The sequence below is a fragment of the Iodobacter fluviatilis genome (assembly GCF_004194535.1).
Taxonomy (GTDB): Bacteria; Pseudomonadota; Gammaproteobacteria; order Burkholderiales; family Chitinibacteraceae; genus Iodobacter; species Iodobacter fluviatilis_A.
Window position 1 is genome coordinate 2,626,214 of record NZ_CP025781.1, and the last position, 12,804, is coordinate 2,639,017.

The window sequence follows — 12,804 nt, forward strand, 5'->3', positions numbered from 1 at the left end:
ATGTAATAATTGTTGAGAGTGAAAAATGACTGATCCAAGTACCCATTTTGGTTTTAAAACGGTGAATGAATCCGAAAAAGCGCAAAAAGTCGCTGAGGTTTTTCATTCTGTAGCTAAAAAGTACGATGTGATGAATGATCTGATGTCGGGTGGTTTACACCGCATCTGGAAATTTTTCACTATTGAAACCAGTGGTGTAAAAGCCGGTGACAAGGTGCTGGATATTGCCGGCGGCACAGGCGATTTATCTAAAGCTTTTGCTAAAAAAGTCGGCAAAACCGGTCAAGTTTGGCTGACAGACATTAATAGCTCGATGCTGGGTGTGGGGCGTGATCGTCTGTTGGATCAGGGCTATGCGCTGCCCGTTGCGCAATGTGATGCAGAGAAGCTGCCGTTTCCAGATCATTATTTTGACTGTGTGTCGGTGGCGTTTGGCCTTAGAAATATGACACATAAGGATGTGGCACTGAGCGAAATGTGTCGCGTACTGAAGCCCGGTGGCCGTTTGCTGGTGCTTGAGTTTTCTAAGGTTTGGGCCCCGCTGAAGCCTGCTTACGATATTTACTCGTTTAAATTGCTGCCCTTTATGGGCAAGCTGGTGGCTAATGACGCAGATTCTTACCAATATCTGGCGGAATCGATTCGCATGCACCCAGATCAAGAAACCTTAAAGCAAATGATGAAAGATGCTGGCTTTGGCCGCGTCGATTTTCATAATATGACGGGTGGCGTGGTTGCCCTGCATAAAGGGATAAAAATCTAATGATACTGGCCGCCGTACTCAACCGCCTCTTGGCGCAGGACGCGGCCGCTAAGGCTGAGCTTGCGCAATTTGCTGGCCGCAGCATCAAGATCTCCCTGCCCTTGGTGAGCGAAACCTTGGTGCTGATGAATGATGGTCGCTTAGCAGAAAGCAAGGCCGAAGCAGAAGCCACACTCGATTTGCCGCTGAGCTTTTTTACCCAGCGCATGCATGATAAAACCGCTGCAGCCCGCCATGTGCGCCTCAGCGGTGATATGGAGTTCGCCAGCCGCATTGGCCATGTGCTGAGTGGCTTGCGCTGGGATGCGGCGGAGGAATTATCCAAATATCTTGGCGACGCTGCTACGCAGCGGGTGGTGAAGCTGGCGGGTAAAATTGGCGGGGTACCTGGCGCTATGGGGTCAAAAATGGTGGCCAATTTGGCCGAATATTGGCGCGATGAGTCCCCGTTGTTGGCGCATAAGCGCGATGTGAATCAGTTTTGCAATGAAGTGGATGAATTGCGCGATGCGTTGGCAAGGCTGGAAAAACGGCTGCAACTGTGTGAAAAAAATGCTTAATAAACCCAAGTCCTGAACCTGAGAGGGCACGGAATTTTACGGAGAAATACCGTTTTTTCATTAAGCTTTATATTTTTTTAAACTCAGTTCTCATTATTTTTATCTCGGTTCGTTGCATAGGGCTTTATAGCCCCCTTGAAGCACGCACAAGCGAGGAACAAGCGGGCGGGGTTTCGGCTAGGACTCTGTTTGAGCTAAGCGAGTTTCGCAGCCGCCGCTGCCCGCAGATGAGGGACCTTTGTGCTTCGTGGGGGAGCCTTTTTTGTCTTTGTTTTTTGTGAAGCAAGACAAGAAAGGAAGGTTCCGCGGTGGCTACCGCTCCTAAATTAATGTGCCGATGGCACTAAAATCTTAAGTTGAACCAATGCGTCTTTCTCGTTTGATTAAAATTGTCCGTGTGGTTTTTGGCTATGGTCTGGATGAGTTTTTACTCGGCCATGCGCGTGTGCGTGGTTTGGGTAAGTTGATTCAGTCGCTGCTGTATGGTCGAGATTTAACCGCGCCAAGGGCGCTTCGTTTGCGTTTGGCGTTGCAAGAGCTTGGGCCGATTTTTGTGAAGTTTGGTCAGGTTTTGTCGACCCGGCGAGATTTAATGCCGCTAGATATCGCTGATGAGCTGGCTAAACTACAAGACAATGTGCCGCCCTTTGCAGCCGCTACGGCTGTAGCGGTGATTGAGGCGAGCTTGGGCCGTAAACTCGATGAGTTGTTTGCTGAATTTGATCAAACGCCTGTTGCCAGCGCATCAGTGGCGCAGGTGCATAAGGCGCGCTTACATAATGGCCAGCAAGTGGCGGTTAAAGTCTTACGCCCTGATATCTTGCCGGTGATTGAGTCTGATCTGGCGCTGATGCGCATTATGGCGCTGCTGCTAGAGAAACTCTCTGCCGATGGCAAGCGTTTACGCCCTAGAGAGGTGGTGGCCGAGTTTGATCGCTATCTGCACGACGAGTTAGATTTAATGCGTGAAGCGGCTAACGCTAGCCAGCTGCGCCGCAACTTTTTAAATTCCCCACAGCTCTTGGTACCAGAAGTTTTCTACGATTTTTGTGCGCGTAATGTGTTTGTGATGGAGTGGATGGATGGCATTCCGGTTGGGCGCATCGATCAGCTGCTAGCAGCAGGGATGGATTTAAAAAAACTGTCGCGCTTTGGGGTGGAGATCTTTTTTACTCAAGTGTTTCGTGATGGGTTTTTCCATGCGGATATGCACCCCGGTAATATCTTAGTGGCGGCAGATAATCGTTATATTGCGCTGGATTTTGGCATTATCGGCACCTTATCAGATAGCGATAAGCAGTACCTGGCGATTAATTTTTTAGCCTTCTTTAACCGTGATTATCACCGTGTTGCTACGGCGCATATTGAATCTGGCTGGGTACCAAAAGACACGCAGGTAGAAGAGTTAGAAGCGGCGGTGCGCACCGTTTGCGAACCGATCTTTAACAAACCACTGTCGCAAATTTCTTTTGGCCAAGTGCTACTGCGCCTTTTTGAAACCTCGCGCCGCTTTAATGTGGAAATCCAACCACAGCTGGTGCTTTTGCAAAAAACCTTGCTGAATATTGAAGGTTTAGGTCGTCAACTTGATCCAGATTTAGACTTGTGGCAAACCGCCATGCCGTTTTTAGAGCGCTGGATGCACGAGCAAATTGGCTGGCGTGGCATGTTGCGCAATCTAAAAAAAGAAGCACCGCAATGGGCCGCTTTATTACCGATGTTGCCACGGAAATTAGGCGTATTGCTCGATCAAAATCATACCGAGCTATTGATGGCAGGCTATAGCGGCTTGATGTGGGAGCAGAAAAAACGCAACTGGCTGCTGGGCGTGATCGCCGCGCTGTTGGCGGGTTTCTTGTTAACTTGGTGGTTTAAATAGGTAGTTAGCCTGCTGGGGAAATTCGCTAGGTTTTGGCGTGAAAATCAAAAAAAGCGAATTTTACTAGTCCACTACAAGTGATTGTTTATAAACAGCTTCGTTATGTTTTTTGTACTTTTAATTATTCAGCTATTCTGCTGGATTCAGTTTTATTCCACGATTTATTCTTAGCCAAATTTTATGGTTTATATTGCTTGGCTTCTGCTCGATATTGAAGTCTGCCTTGCTCTGTACTATTTATTGCGGTGCTAAAAAACATGTTTAAATGGCTTCTATCCATTAGGGGGGGCAGATTTGCTCGGCTTATTTTAATACTAGGCTTGGCACTCCCTTTATTCCATGTTTTATGCAAAAACATGATAAATCACAGGCTACAGTGCGAGTTTGATGTATGTCCCTCGGTCCTTGCTAATGGTATAAACGCATTAGGCTGTATGCTATATAATTAAATTTTTATGGTTATCTAAACAATCATTTTTAGTATTTTGCATACTTGGAGTTTTAAATGAAAAATTTATTCTTAGCTGCTTTGCTTAGTGCTTGTAGCATGCTGGCGCATGCAGATTTGGTGGATACCATTAAGGCCCGTGGTACTTTGTTGGCAGGGGTGCGGGCTGATATTCCGCCGTTTGGGCAAAGAAATAAAAATCAATCAGTTTCTGGCTATGATGTTGATTTTGCAGGGGCAATCGCTAAAAAGATGGGGGTTAAATTGGTGGTGCTGGATTTAGATCCCAATGAGCGCATCGCTGCCGTCAAATCAGGTAAAATTGATATTTTGGTTGCTACCTTTACTAAAACCCCTGAGCGCGAGCGCGAAGTAAATTGCAGTAGTGGCTACTTCGTTGCTGCACAAAAAGTGTTGTCTAAAAAAGGTAAGTTTCCAACCCCAGAATCCTTAGCCAAGGCTAATATTGGTGTGGCGCGAGGGACAACAGGGGCAGATTTGGTGCGCAAGCTCTATCCAAAAGCTACGGTTGTTGCTTTTGATGATATTCCTGAGGCGGTGCGTTTCTTAGAAGAAGGGAAAATTGATGCGGTGGTGGATGACGAACCATCGCTTGCACGTAATCTAAGCACAATGTCAAACAAGGCGCAGTTTGAATTATCAAGTTACGCCAATGCTACCGAGATCTATGCTATTGCCGCTAAGCTTGGTGAAAAACGTTTAATGAATATCATTAACGAAACTTTACTTGAAATGGAAAAAACGGGCGAAGCAGAGCGTATTTTTAACCAATGGTTTGGACCACAAACAGCAACCCCATTTCCTCGTACATTTAAAATTCGTGGGTAATTTAGCAACACTTTGCCTCGTTTATGACTAAGTTTGCTGAGTTAATTGTTTATGCTGATGTAATAAATGGAATGTTTGAGTGGGTGCTTTTACTTGTTTTGGTGTTGTTTGGTATGTGCACAAATTCTTACTTAGCACAGTTGGAGATTGTCGCAGTATAGAAGGCAAGCTAATGCGCTTTAAGATCAGAATATTCTAATCTGATATGGCAATGATGCGATCTAGAGGTGTCATTAGTCTGGAGCTTGATTATGCAACGATTAATTCTGGCTGGTTTTTTGAGTGTTTGTAGCGTATTGGCCCACGCCGATTTAATTGATACGATTAAAGCTCGTGGGACCTTGGTCGCGGGGGTTTCGGCAGACGTACCCCCGTTTGGGCAAAGAAATAAAAATCATACTGTTTCAGGCTATGACGTTGATTTTGCTGCCGCTATTGCAAAAAAACTCGGAGTAAAGTTGGTGGTGCAGGATGTTGACCCTGCAGAGCGTATACCTAGCGTTAAGTCTGGTAAGGTGGATGTGATTGTTGCGGCATTTACCAAAACGCCAGAGCGTGAGCGTGAAGTGGCTTGCAGCATTGGCTATTTTGTTGCCGCGCAAAAAGCTTTAAATAAAAAGGGTAAATACCCTAGTCCAGAGTCTTTAGCTAAATTACGCATTGCGGTTTCTAGCGGTACAACGGGTGAGGAGCTTTCCAAAAAGCTTTATCCTAAGGCGCAGATTACCGCTTTTTCTGATATTTCGAATGCAGTACGCTCTTTAGAGCAGGGCGGAGTGGATGTAGTGATGGATGATGAGCCTACTTTAGCAGGCGCATTGAATATCATGACTACTAAAGCTCAGTATGAGATATCTAGTTATTCTAATGCCATTGAAATTCTTTCTATTGCTGTTAAGTTAAATGAAAAGCGTTTACTTAATTTAGTTAATGAAACATTACTTGAAACCGAGAAAACAGGCGAGGCAGAGTTAATCTTTAATCGTTGGTTTGGCCCACAAAGTAATACACCATTCCCACGTACATTCCGTATTCAGGGGTGATTATTTCTTAGTTTTATCGTGTTTTCATATAAAGCCCACAAAGCCTTTGGCTATGCGGGCTTTATTTATTTAAATAAAATTAATCTGCGCTGATATAAAGTAAAAAATCCCTATTATTGTTGGGAAAATTACACTTAGCTGGCCCATAATTACCTAGTGTAGACTGCACATTCCATTTTATTGGCCGCGTAGGATATAAAAAATGATAAATCCAAATAATAAGCCGATTGGTGTGATTGATGATGAGCAAGCGCTGGATATCGTGGGTGATGCGGTGCTTAAGCTGTGGGATGTAGTGGATGAATTGGCTCGCCTGCGCCCTGCGCATACGCCTGATTATCACGTTACTATTTTTGGCTCAGCCCGCATTCAAGAAGGCTCGGCAGCCTATGAGGCGGTTAAACAGCTTGCTAGTGAATTAGCCGCCATGGGCTGCCGTATTGTCACTGGAGGTGGCCCAGGTTTAATGCAGGCTGCCAATGAAGGGGCGCGCGATGGTGCACCGGATCGTCCAGAGGCATCAGTAGGAATTCGAGTTGATTTAGATTTTGAACAAAATGTGAACGATTTTGTCGGCAAAGTTTATGAACACAAAACATTCTTTTCTCGTTTGCATCATTTCATTTTGCGTTCTAATGCATTTATTGTGACATCTGGCGGGATTGGTACTTTATTGGAATTAGCTATGGTGTGGCAGTTAATTCAGGTGCGTAAATTATATGATACTCCATTGATTTTAGTTGGTGAAATGTGGCACGAGCAAGTTGATTGGGCACGGCGTTATATGGTGGAAAATAACGCAGGGCTAGCGAGTGAAGTAGATATGCAGATTCCAATCGTGGTGGATACGATTGAAGATGCTGTACAATTGATCCGTGAGCACCATGAAAAATGGCAGCAAACGGGGTATTCTTTGAATAATTAAATCAATAAAAAAATAAAAGCCCCAGTTGGGGCTTTTATTTTATGCTTAATATTAGCTTAATAAATAACTAACTTAGTACCCGCTTGAATCGGCTTGGCGTTATTCCATCTTTTTAGGTCGGTAGCAGCGACATTATAGCGCTTAGAAATCGATGAAAAAGTGTCGCCACGCTTTGCTGTGTATTTGCGGCCATCTTTGCCTGAAACAGCACTTTCTGTTTTAACCGAGACACGTAAGATTTGACCTAGCTGTACTTGCCCATCCGAGATGTTGTTCATGCTTTGTAGGGAGGCAATATTCATTCCGTAGCGCTTAGCAATATTATAGGCAGTATCACCTTTGCTAACGCGATGCTCGCTACTGGCAATAATCGGAGCGTGCGGTTTATCGTTTGCACCGGTATCAATGGCTTCTACGCTTCGGTTAGCGGCTAAAGCAGTTAAGGTTTGTCGGTCAGAAACATCTAGGCCGCTTATTTTAGGAACAAGAATAGTTTGCCCACGGGCTAGGCGATCACGGCTCGAGATATCATTGATGTCTTTAAGCTCGTTCGCGGCTACGCCAAAGGCTTCTGCTAGCTTATCGAAAGACTCACCTTGTTTGGTTACATAAGGCTGCCAGTTCAGCAGTGGCTTTTCGTATTCAGCAAGGTTTTTTTGAAATATTTCAACTTGAGCGATGGGCAAAACTAAGGCTCGGTCATCTTTATAGGCAATCACTGGACGGATAAAGCCAGGGTTGAGTTTAAGTAATTCTTCAACCGGCGTTTCAGCCAGCTCAGCGGCCACTTTTACATCCATATGTTTGCCAACGGTTAGCGTGGCAAAATAGGGCTTATTAGGTAGGGAGGTTAAGGTCACGCCGTAGGCTTGTGGATTGGCGATGATATTGCGCACGGCTAATAGCTTAGGCACGTAATTACGCGTTTCGTCTGGCATGCGTAAATCAATAAATTGGGTACCAAGATTGGCGGCTTCATTTTTGGCAACCGCACGTGCCACCGCTGTTGGGCCCCAGTTATAAGATGCCAAGGCCAGTTGCCAGTCGCCAAACTGCGTATAACTCCCATTTAGATAATCCAAAGCGGCGCTGGTGGCGGCTACAACATCACGGCGCCCGTCGTACCACCAAGTGCGCTCTAGGCCGTAATCTTTGCCTGTGGCAGGCATAAATTGCCACATTCCCACCGCTTTTACCGATGATTCTGCTCTTGGATTAAAAGCAGATTCAATCATGGGTAAAAGCGCTATTTCCATTGGCATGCCGCGTTTCTCAACTTCATTCACCACATAATACAAATAGGGCGTGCCACGTTTGATAATTCGGTTGAGATACTCTGGGCGGCTGGCGTAGTAGTTTTCCCATTTCTTAACCAGCTGATGCTCTAGCTCAGGAATTGTAAAGCCGGTACGAACGCGCTCCCATAAATCCGCGTATTCAGGCGCCATTACTGCGTCAGAAAACAAGGCGTTAATGGTGCGATTTGTATCGTCAGGGGAGATAAAAGTGGGGTTATGCAGCTGGTAATCGATTTTGGCTGGAGTAATGGTTTCTGCGTGTGAACCCAAGGCACATAGACCTGTAATAAGGCCAACAAGGAGTCTTTGTTTCATGGGTACCTGCGCCATTTAAAATCTAATAATCAAGCGATGCTGCCGCTGCTGTCTAATCTTGTCAATCTGTTTATGCCTAATGGAGGATATTCCTTTGAAATCAACGGAAGTTATCTTTCCATTTGCGCAGCGCAGCAAAAACATCCACAGTGGATTTTGCCTGTGGATTTTGTGTTTGAGCGGCGGCAATGACATCACTATGCTCGCAGCGCAAAAAGGGGTTAATAGCTTTTTCTTGGCCAATGGTGGAGGGTAAGGTGGATAAGTTTTGCTGACGGAGTGTGCTAGCGCTTTGCATTCTTGCTATCAGTGCCGTGTTATTAGGCTCAACACTAAGGGCAAAGTTGAGATTGCTTAGGGTATATTCGTGCGTACAGCAAACAAGGGTTGAATCAGGATAGGCCGCTAGTTTTTGTAGGGAGGCGTGCATTTGTGCTGGGCTTCCTTCAAATATCCTGCCGCAGCCGCTCGCAAACAGCGTGTCGCCACAAAATAGCGCGTCGGCTGCCAAATAGCTAAGGTGATCTAAAGTGTGGCCTGGGGTGGCTATTACCTGAATATGGGTATCCAGTAGCCGTAACGTTTCCCCTTCTTTTACGGGGTTGGAAACATTTTTAATGCCAGCAGGTCCATATACGGGCATCTGGTAGTGAGACCAGAGCACAGGCAGGCCATCGATATGATCGTGATGGTGATGTGTAATCAATACTGCAGTCAGTTCTAGGCCATTTTCTTTAAGATAATGAATAAGGGGAAGTGCGTCGCCGGGGTCTACTGCGATGGCATGCGTGCCTAGTTGCAAAACCCAGATATAATTGTCTTCGAAAATTGGCACAGCGCTAATGCGGATCATAAAAGAATGCCTTTAAATGTTAATGCTCGATTGAACCACTTTGCAGATTGGCTCGCCACCCCATTAGGTCACTATTTGGCTAGTGCAGAGATGGATTGGTACGATCGCACCGTGACAGATATCTTTGGCTACAAAGCGGTGCAGCTAGAGTTGCCACAGCTCGATTGCTTGCGGGCTAATCGTATGGCATGGCATTTGTGCGCTGGGCAATCGCTAGGCGTGGATTTGCGCTGCATGGGCGAATCTTTGCCGTTTGCCAGCCAAAGTCTAGATCTCTTGGTGCTACCGCATGTGCTGGATTTTGCCGCCAACCCCCAAGCCGTGTTGAATGAAGCTGAGCGGGTATTAATGCCTGAGGGGCGTTTATTGATTACGGGGTTTAATCCTTGGAGCCTTTGGGGCTGCGCCGTTTAAGAAATGGTTCGCATCCTGCGCCTTGGCGGGGCAATTTTGTGGCTTTGCCTAGGTTGAAAGATTGGTTAGCAAGTTTGGGTTTTGAAACAATGCAGGGTGAGTTCCTTTGCTATGGCTTGCCAGTGCAGCGTGAAAAATGGCTATCTAGAAGCCGTTTTTTAGAAGATGCGGGCGATCGCTGGTGGCCAGCCGCTGGTGGGGTTTATTGCATTGATATGGTGAAGCGTGTGCATGGTATGCGTTTAATTGGGCCAAAATGGCGCAATGTGCCGGTGGTTGCGGGGGCGGTGAGGGCTACAGGGGCAGATAAGAGCATCGTGCTCAAAAAAGACCTTCAACGTTAATTTGTGGCTTTACTTGTGCATATTGGGCAAGTCGCAGCGGCGTGCAGCTTCGCTCATCTCTTGCAGAATTTTCTGCCCTTCAGCACGATTTTTGATGGCGGTTTTGATTTCATGGCCACTGCCTAAGTTACCGCCACCAAAAGCCACTTTTATTTCCTCGTCGTTGATATCAATAGTTTGTACCACGGTGAGATTGATAAATCGTTTGCTATCGCTACCTGGTACAGGCCAAGGGCAAAAGGGTGAGGCGAGGGCTGTTTGGCAAAGTATTAGTGATATAAGCATAAAGCGTCGTTGCATCGTGTGTTTTCCATGAGCTTAGGCATCAATAAGATGGCGGGTTTGTTTGAGCCACATGTAACAAGCGTAGGTCTAATAGTGCGTTTTTCCAGGAAATAAGCATGAATAAAGTAGTGATTTACACCGATGGCGCGTGTAAAGGTAATCCCGGTCCTGGCGGCTGGGGTGCGTGGTTACAGTATGGCGATAAAGAAAAAGAGCTGTGCGGTGGCGAGCTAGACACCACTAATAATCGCATGGAATTAATGGGCGTGATTAAGGCGCTGGCGATTTTAAGCCGCCCTTGTGATGTGGTGATTTGGACCGATTCGCAATATGTTAAGAATGGCATCAGCACTTGGATCCACGGTTGGAAGAAAAACGGTTGGAAAACTGCGGCGAAGCAGCCGGTTAAAAACGCTGATCTTTGGCGCGAGCTGGATGCTGCTGCAGCACAGCATCAGATCGAATGGTGCTGGGTGAAAGGCCATGCGGGGCACGAAGGCAATGAGCGTGCCGATCAGCTCGCCAATAAAGGTGTGGAAGTTGCACTGGGGCGTGGATAATGCGGCAAATTATTTTAGATACCGAAACAACGGGTTTACGCGTTGATGACGGCAACCGCATTTTGGAAATTGCTGCGGTTGAAATGATAGACCGACGTTTATCCTCGCCAGACCGGCATTTTCACTGCTATATCAACCCAGGGCGTGACAGTGAAGAGGGCGCACTGAATGTGCACGGCTTAACCACGGAGTTTCTATCAGATAAGCCAAAGTTTGCGCAAATTGCGGATGAGTTTTTAGATTTTGTTGCCGGTGCCGAAGTCATTATCCATAACGCACCATTTGACTTGGCCTTCTTGAATATGGAAATGGCCAAGCTAGGGCGAGGCAAGTTTCAAGAGCACGTGGGCAATGTGATTGATACTTTGGCCATGGCCAAAGATCAGCGGCCAGGTAAGCGTAATAACTTGGATGCGCTGTGCGATTTTTTTGATATCGACCGCAGTAACCGTACCCTGCACGGGGCGCTGATCGATTGCGAATTATTGTCTGAAGTGTATCTGGGTCTGACCCGTGGTCAAGATAGCCTGATGATTGATTTTGACCCTTACGCAGGCAACGATGCGGCGTTGGCTTTTGCCAAAAGTAATCGTAAGCCATTGCGAGTTGTGAGCGCTACCGCTGCCGAGCTGGCTGAGCACGAGGCTTATCTTGCTGCTTTGGATAAAAGCGTGAAGGGTGAGTGCCTGTGGCGGCAAATGGGAAAAAGCGGCTTATGAATATTGCCTTGGTTCCTGCTGCGGGTAGTGGCTCGCGCATGGCGTCGGTCACGCCTAAGCAATACCTTGATTTGGCGAGCAAACCGCTGATTTGGCATACCCTGTCTGCCTTAGCCAAGGTGGCCGAGCTGGATCGCATTGTGGTGGTGATTTCGCCGGAAGATGAATGGTGGGATAGCTTTGATTGGAGCGAGTTCAAGCGCCTAGAAGTGCTGCGCTGCGGCGGGGCCAGCCGTGCCGAATCGGTGCTCAATGGCTTGCAAACTTTGCAAGCGGGGCCTGAGGACTGGGCCTTGGTGCATGATGCCGCAAGGCCTTGCTTAGATCCTGCCTTGGTTAGTCAAATGATTATCGAGCTGGTCAATCATCCCATTGGCGGTATTTTGGCCGTGCCGGTGGCAGACACCTTAAAGCTGGCACAGGCTGGCCAGCATATTGCCCATACTCATCCAAGAAATGGACTGTGGCAGGCACAAACGCCACAGATGTTCCGTGTAGCGCAGTTGGCTCATGCTCTTGCCGCAGGAATGGGGCCGGATATTACCGATGAAGCAAGTGCCATAGAGAAACTTGGCTTGCAGCCAAAATTAGTCATGGGCAGCCCATGGAATTTGAAAGTGACTTATCCACAGGATTTACGCTTGGCTAAGCTGATTTTGGCGGCTACTGGTGATAACTCGGAGATATAAATAATGGCTTATGAAAAACTATTATCTGATTATAAAAATGCCTTAGCCACTCAGGACTGGAATAAAGTGGCCCCGCTGATCCATCAGGATGCATGCTTTATTTTTAGTGAGGGCACTTATTTGGGTAAGGCTGCAATTGAAGCTGCCGTGACTAAGACTTTTGACTTAATTAAAAGCGAACATTATTTAATTAAAAACCTTGTCTGGATCTATGTCAGTGATCTTTGTGCGACTTGTACTTATGAGTTTAATTGGTCTGGCCTGATTGATGGGGTGAGCGAGCAGGGTAGTGGGCGAGGAACAACCGTTATTGTGAATGACAGTGAGAAGTGGGTCATTATTCATGAGCATCTGGGCCCATCGGCAAATTAACAAGAGAAAACAATGAGAATAGGGCAAGGTTGGGACGTACATCGTCTGGTTGAAGGGCGTAAATTAATTTTGGGTGGGGTGGATATCCCCTTTGATAAGGGATTGTTTGGCCATTCTGATGCCGATGCGCTACTGCATGCGATTACCGATGCGGTACTGGGGGGCGCAGGCTTGGGTGATATTGGCCGGCATTTTCCCGATACCGCCATCGAATTTAAAGGCGCGGATAGCCGAGTCTTGCTGCGCGAGGCGGTGCGCCGCGTGCGGGAAGCAGGCTGGAGGGTGGGCAATGTGGATGCGTCTATCTTGATACAGCAACCAAAAATGGCTCCGCATATTGCTGCGATGGTGGCTAATATCGCCAGCGATTTGGGCGTGTCATCGGGGCAAGTTAATGTAAAGGCGAAAACATACGAGAAGCTGGGGCCAGTGGGGGCCTCAGAAGCGGTTGAGGCCCAGGCGGTGTGCTTGCTCTTGCTTTTGTGATG

At 47.0% G+C, this 12,804-nt stretch carries 16 protein-coding genes; 13 read left to right on the plus strand and 3 right to left on the minus strand.

The window, feature by feature from the left end:
• The first annotated feature begins 25 nt into the window (after positions 1–25).
• The 6 genes from ubiE (at position 26) to C1H71_RS11745 (ending at position 6,467) form a co-directional block, all read left to right on the plus strand.
• Positions 26–763, plus strand: a complete 738-nt coding sequence (ubiE, locus tag C1H71_RS11720) for a bifunctional demethylmenaquinone methyltransferase/2-methoxy-6-polyprenyl-1,4-benzoquinol methylase UbiE (RefSeq protein ID WP_130106709.1) — start codon at positions 26–28, stop codon at positions 761–763.
• On the plus strand, positions 763–1,323 hold the full coding sequence (locus tag C1H71_RS11725) for a ubiquinone biosynthesis accessory factor UbiJ (protein WP_130106710.1): 561 nt from the start codon (positions 763–765) through the stop codon (positions 1,321–1,323). The genes ubiE and C1H71_RS11725 overlap by 1 nt, the downstream gene beginning before the upstream one ends.
• Positions 1,324–1,687: 364 nt before the next feature.
• Entirely contained in the window at positions 1,688–3,202 is a 1,515-nt protein-coding gene (gene ubiB / locus C1H71_RS11730) for a ubiquinone biosynthesis regulatory protein kinase UbiB (RefSeq protein ID WP_130106711.1), read from the plus strand.
• A gap of 505 nt (positions 3,203–3,707) precedes the next feature.
• Complete coding sequence (locus C1H71_RS11735) at positions 3,708–4,499, plus strand: transporter substrate-binding domain-containing protein (RefSeq protein WP_130106712.1); 792 nt, start codon at positions 3,708–3,710, stop codon at positions 4,497–4,499.
• Between the two features lie 251 nt (positions 4,500–4,750).
• On the plus strand, positions 4,751–5,542 hold the full coding sequence (locus tag C1H71_RS11740) for a transporter substrate-binding domain-containing protein (RefSeq protein WP_130106713.1): 792 nt from the start codon (positions 4,751–4,753) through the stop codon (positions 5,540–5,542).
• 202 nt (positions 5,543–5,744) lie between these two features.
• Positions 5,745–6,467, plus strand: coding sequence for an LOG family protein (locus C1H71_RS11745; RefSeq protein WP_130106714.1), 723 nt, complete (start codon positions 5,745–5,747; stop codon positions 6,465–6,467).
• A gap of 56 nt (positions 6,468–6,523) precedes the next feature.
• On the opposite strand, the gene C1H71_RS11750 is transcribed toward C1H71_RS11745, so the two are convergent.
• Both C1H71_RS11750 and gloB read right to left on the minus strand, forming a co-directional pair.
• Positions 6,524–8,080 carry a lytic transglycosylase gene (locus C1H71_RS11750; RefSeq protein WP_188053220.1) on the minus strand — a complete coding sequence of 519 codons (1,557 nt, stop codon included), beginning with the start codon at positions 8,078–8,080 and terminating at the stop codon, positions 6,524–6,526.
• 100 nt (positions 8,081–8,180) lie between these two features.
• Positions 8,181–8,933: a hydroxyacylglutathione hydrolase gene (gene gloB / locus C1H71_RS11755; protein ID WP_130106716.1), complete on the minus strand. Its 753-nt coding sequence runs from the start codon at positions 8,931–8,933 to the stop codon at positions 8,181–8,183.
• Between the two features lie 6 nt (positions 8,934–8,939).
• On the opposite strand from gloB, the gene C1H71_RS11760 reads away from it, so the two are divergent.
• Together C1H71_RS11760 and C1H71_RS11765 are read left to right on the plus strand one after the other, a co-directional pair.
• On the plus strand, positions 8,940–9,347 hold the full coding sequence (locus C1H71_RS11760; RefSeq protein ID WP_130106717.1) for a class I SAM-dependent methyltransferase: 408 nt from the start codon (positions 8,940–8,942) through the stop codon (positions 9,345–9,347).
• Positions 9,329–9,691, plus strand: coding sequence for a hypothetical protein (locus C1H71_RS11765; RefSeq protein ID WP_130106718.1), 363 nt, complete (start codon positions 9,329–9,331; stop codon positions 9,689–9,691). The genes C1H71_RS11760 and C1H71_RS11765 overlap by 19 nt, the downstream gene beginning before the upstream one ends.
• Positions 9,692–9,700: 9 nt before the next feature.
• Here the strand turns inward: C1H71_RS11765 and C1H71_RS11770 are convergent, their stop codons facing one another.
• Positions 9,701–9,976, minus strand: coding sequence for a hypothetical protein (locus C1H71_RS11770; RefSeq protein WP_130106719.1), 276 nt, complete (start codon positions 9,974–9,976; stop codon positions 9,701–9,703).
• A 116-nt stretch (positions 9,977–10,092) separates the two neighbouring features.
• On the opposite strand from C1H71_RS11770, the gene rnhA reads away from it, so the two are divergent.
• From rnhA to ispF, 5 genes are read left to right on the plus strand one after another with little or no spacing between them, the layout of a single operon-like run.
• On the plus strand, positions 10,093–10,536 hold the full coding sequence (rnhA, locus tag C1H71_RS11775) for a ribonuclease HI (RefSeq protein WP_223145857.1): 444 nt from the start codon (positions 10,093–10,095) through the stop codon (positions 10,534–10,536).
• Positions 10,536–11,255, plus strand: coding sequence for a DNA polymerase III subunit epsilon (gene dnaQ, locus C1H71_RS11780; RefSeq protein ID WP_130106721.1), 720 nt, complete (start codon positions 10,536–10,538; stop codon positions 11,253–11,255). The genes rnhA and dnaQ overlap by 1 nt, the downstream gene beginning before the upstream one ends.
• Positions 11,252–11,944, plus strand: a complete 693-nt coding sequence (ispD, locus tag C1H71_RS11785; protein ID WP_130106722.1) for a 2-C-methyl-D-erythritol 4-phosphate cytidylyltransferase — start codon at positions 11,252–11,254, stop codon at positions 11,942–11,944. The genes dnaQ and ispD overlap by 4 nt, the downstream gene beginning before the upstream one ends.
• Positions 11,945–11,947: 3 nt before the next feature.
• On the plus strand, positions 11,948–12,316 hold the full coding sequence (locus C1H71_RS11790; RefSeq protein ID WP_130106723.1) for a YybH family protein: 369 nt from the start codon (positions 11,948–11,950) through the stop codon (positions 12,314–12,316).
• A 12-nt stretch (positions 12,317–12,328) separates the two neighbouring features.
• Positions 12,329–12,802 (plus strand): 2-C-methyl-D-erythritol 2,4-cyclodiphosphate synthase, encoded by a 474-nt coding sequence (ispF, locus tag C1H71_RS11795; protein WP_130106724.1) that lies wholly within the window; start codon positions 12,329–12,331, stop codon positions 12,800–12,802.
• Positions 12,803–12,804: the final 2 nt, after the last annotated feature.

Bases quoted from the DNA above. Each gene is read 5' to 3' on its own strand.
- ubiE (WP_130106709.1), top strand. From the start codon at position 26: ATGACTGATCCAAGTACCCATTTTGGTTTTAAAACGGTGAATGAATCC.
- C1H71_RS11725 (WP_130106710.1), top strand. From the start codon at position 763: ATGATACTGGCCGCCGTACTCAACCGCCTCTTGGCGCAGGACGCGGCC.
- ubiB (WP_130106711.1), top strand. From the start codon at position 1,688: ATGCGTCTTTCTCGTTTGATTAAAATTGTCCGTGTGGTTTTTGGCTAT.
- C1H71_RS11735 (WP_130106712.1), top strand. From the start codon at position 3,708: ATGAAAAATTTATTCTTAGCTGCTTTGCTTAGTGCTTGTAGCATGCTG.
- C1H71_RS11740 (WP_130106713.1), top strand. From the start codon at position 4,751: ATGCAACGATTAATTCTGGCTGGTTTTTTGAGTGTTTGTAGCGTATTG.
- C1H71_RS11745 (WP_130106714.1), top strand. From the start codon at position 5,745: ATGATAAATCCAAATAATAAGCCGATTGGTGTGATTGATGATGAGCAA.
- C1H71_RS11750 (WP_188053220.1), bottom strand. From the start codon at position 8,080: ATGAAACAAAGACTCCTTGTTGGCCTTATTACAGGTCTATGTGCCTTG.
- gloB (WP_130106716.1), bottom strand. From the start codon at position 8,933: ATGATCCGCATTAGCGCTGTGCCAATTTTCGAAGACAATTATATCTGG.
- C1H71_RS11760 (WP_130106717.1), top strand. From the start codon at position 8,940: ATGCCTTTAAATGTTAATGCTCGATTGAACCACTTTGCAGATTGGCTC.
- C1H71_RS11770 (WP_130106719.1), bottom strand. From the start codon at position 9,976: ATGCTTATATCACTAATACTTTGCCAAACAGCCCTCGCCTCACCCTTT.
- rnhA (WP_223145857.1), top strand. From the start codon at position 10,093: ATGAATAAAGTAGTGATTTACACCGATGGCGCGTGTAAAGGTAATCCC.
- dnaQ (WP_130106721.1), top strand. From the start codon at position 10,536: ATGCGGCAAATTATTTTAGATACCGAAACAACGGGTTTACGCGTTGAT.
- ispD (WP_130106722.1), top strand. From the start codon at position 11,252: ATGAATATTGCCTTGGTTCCTGCTGCGGGTAGTGGCTCGCGCATGGCG.
- C1H71_RS11790 (WP_130106723.1), top strand. From the start codon at position 11,948: ATGGCTTATGAAAAACTATTATCTGATTATAAAAATGCCTTAGCCACT.
- ispF (WP_130106724.1), top strand. From the start codon at position 12,329: ATGAGAATAGGGCAAGGTTGGGACGTACATCGTCTGGTTGAAGGGCGT.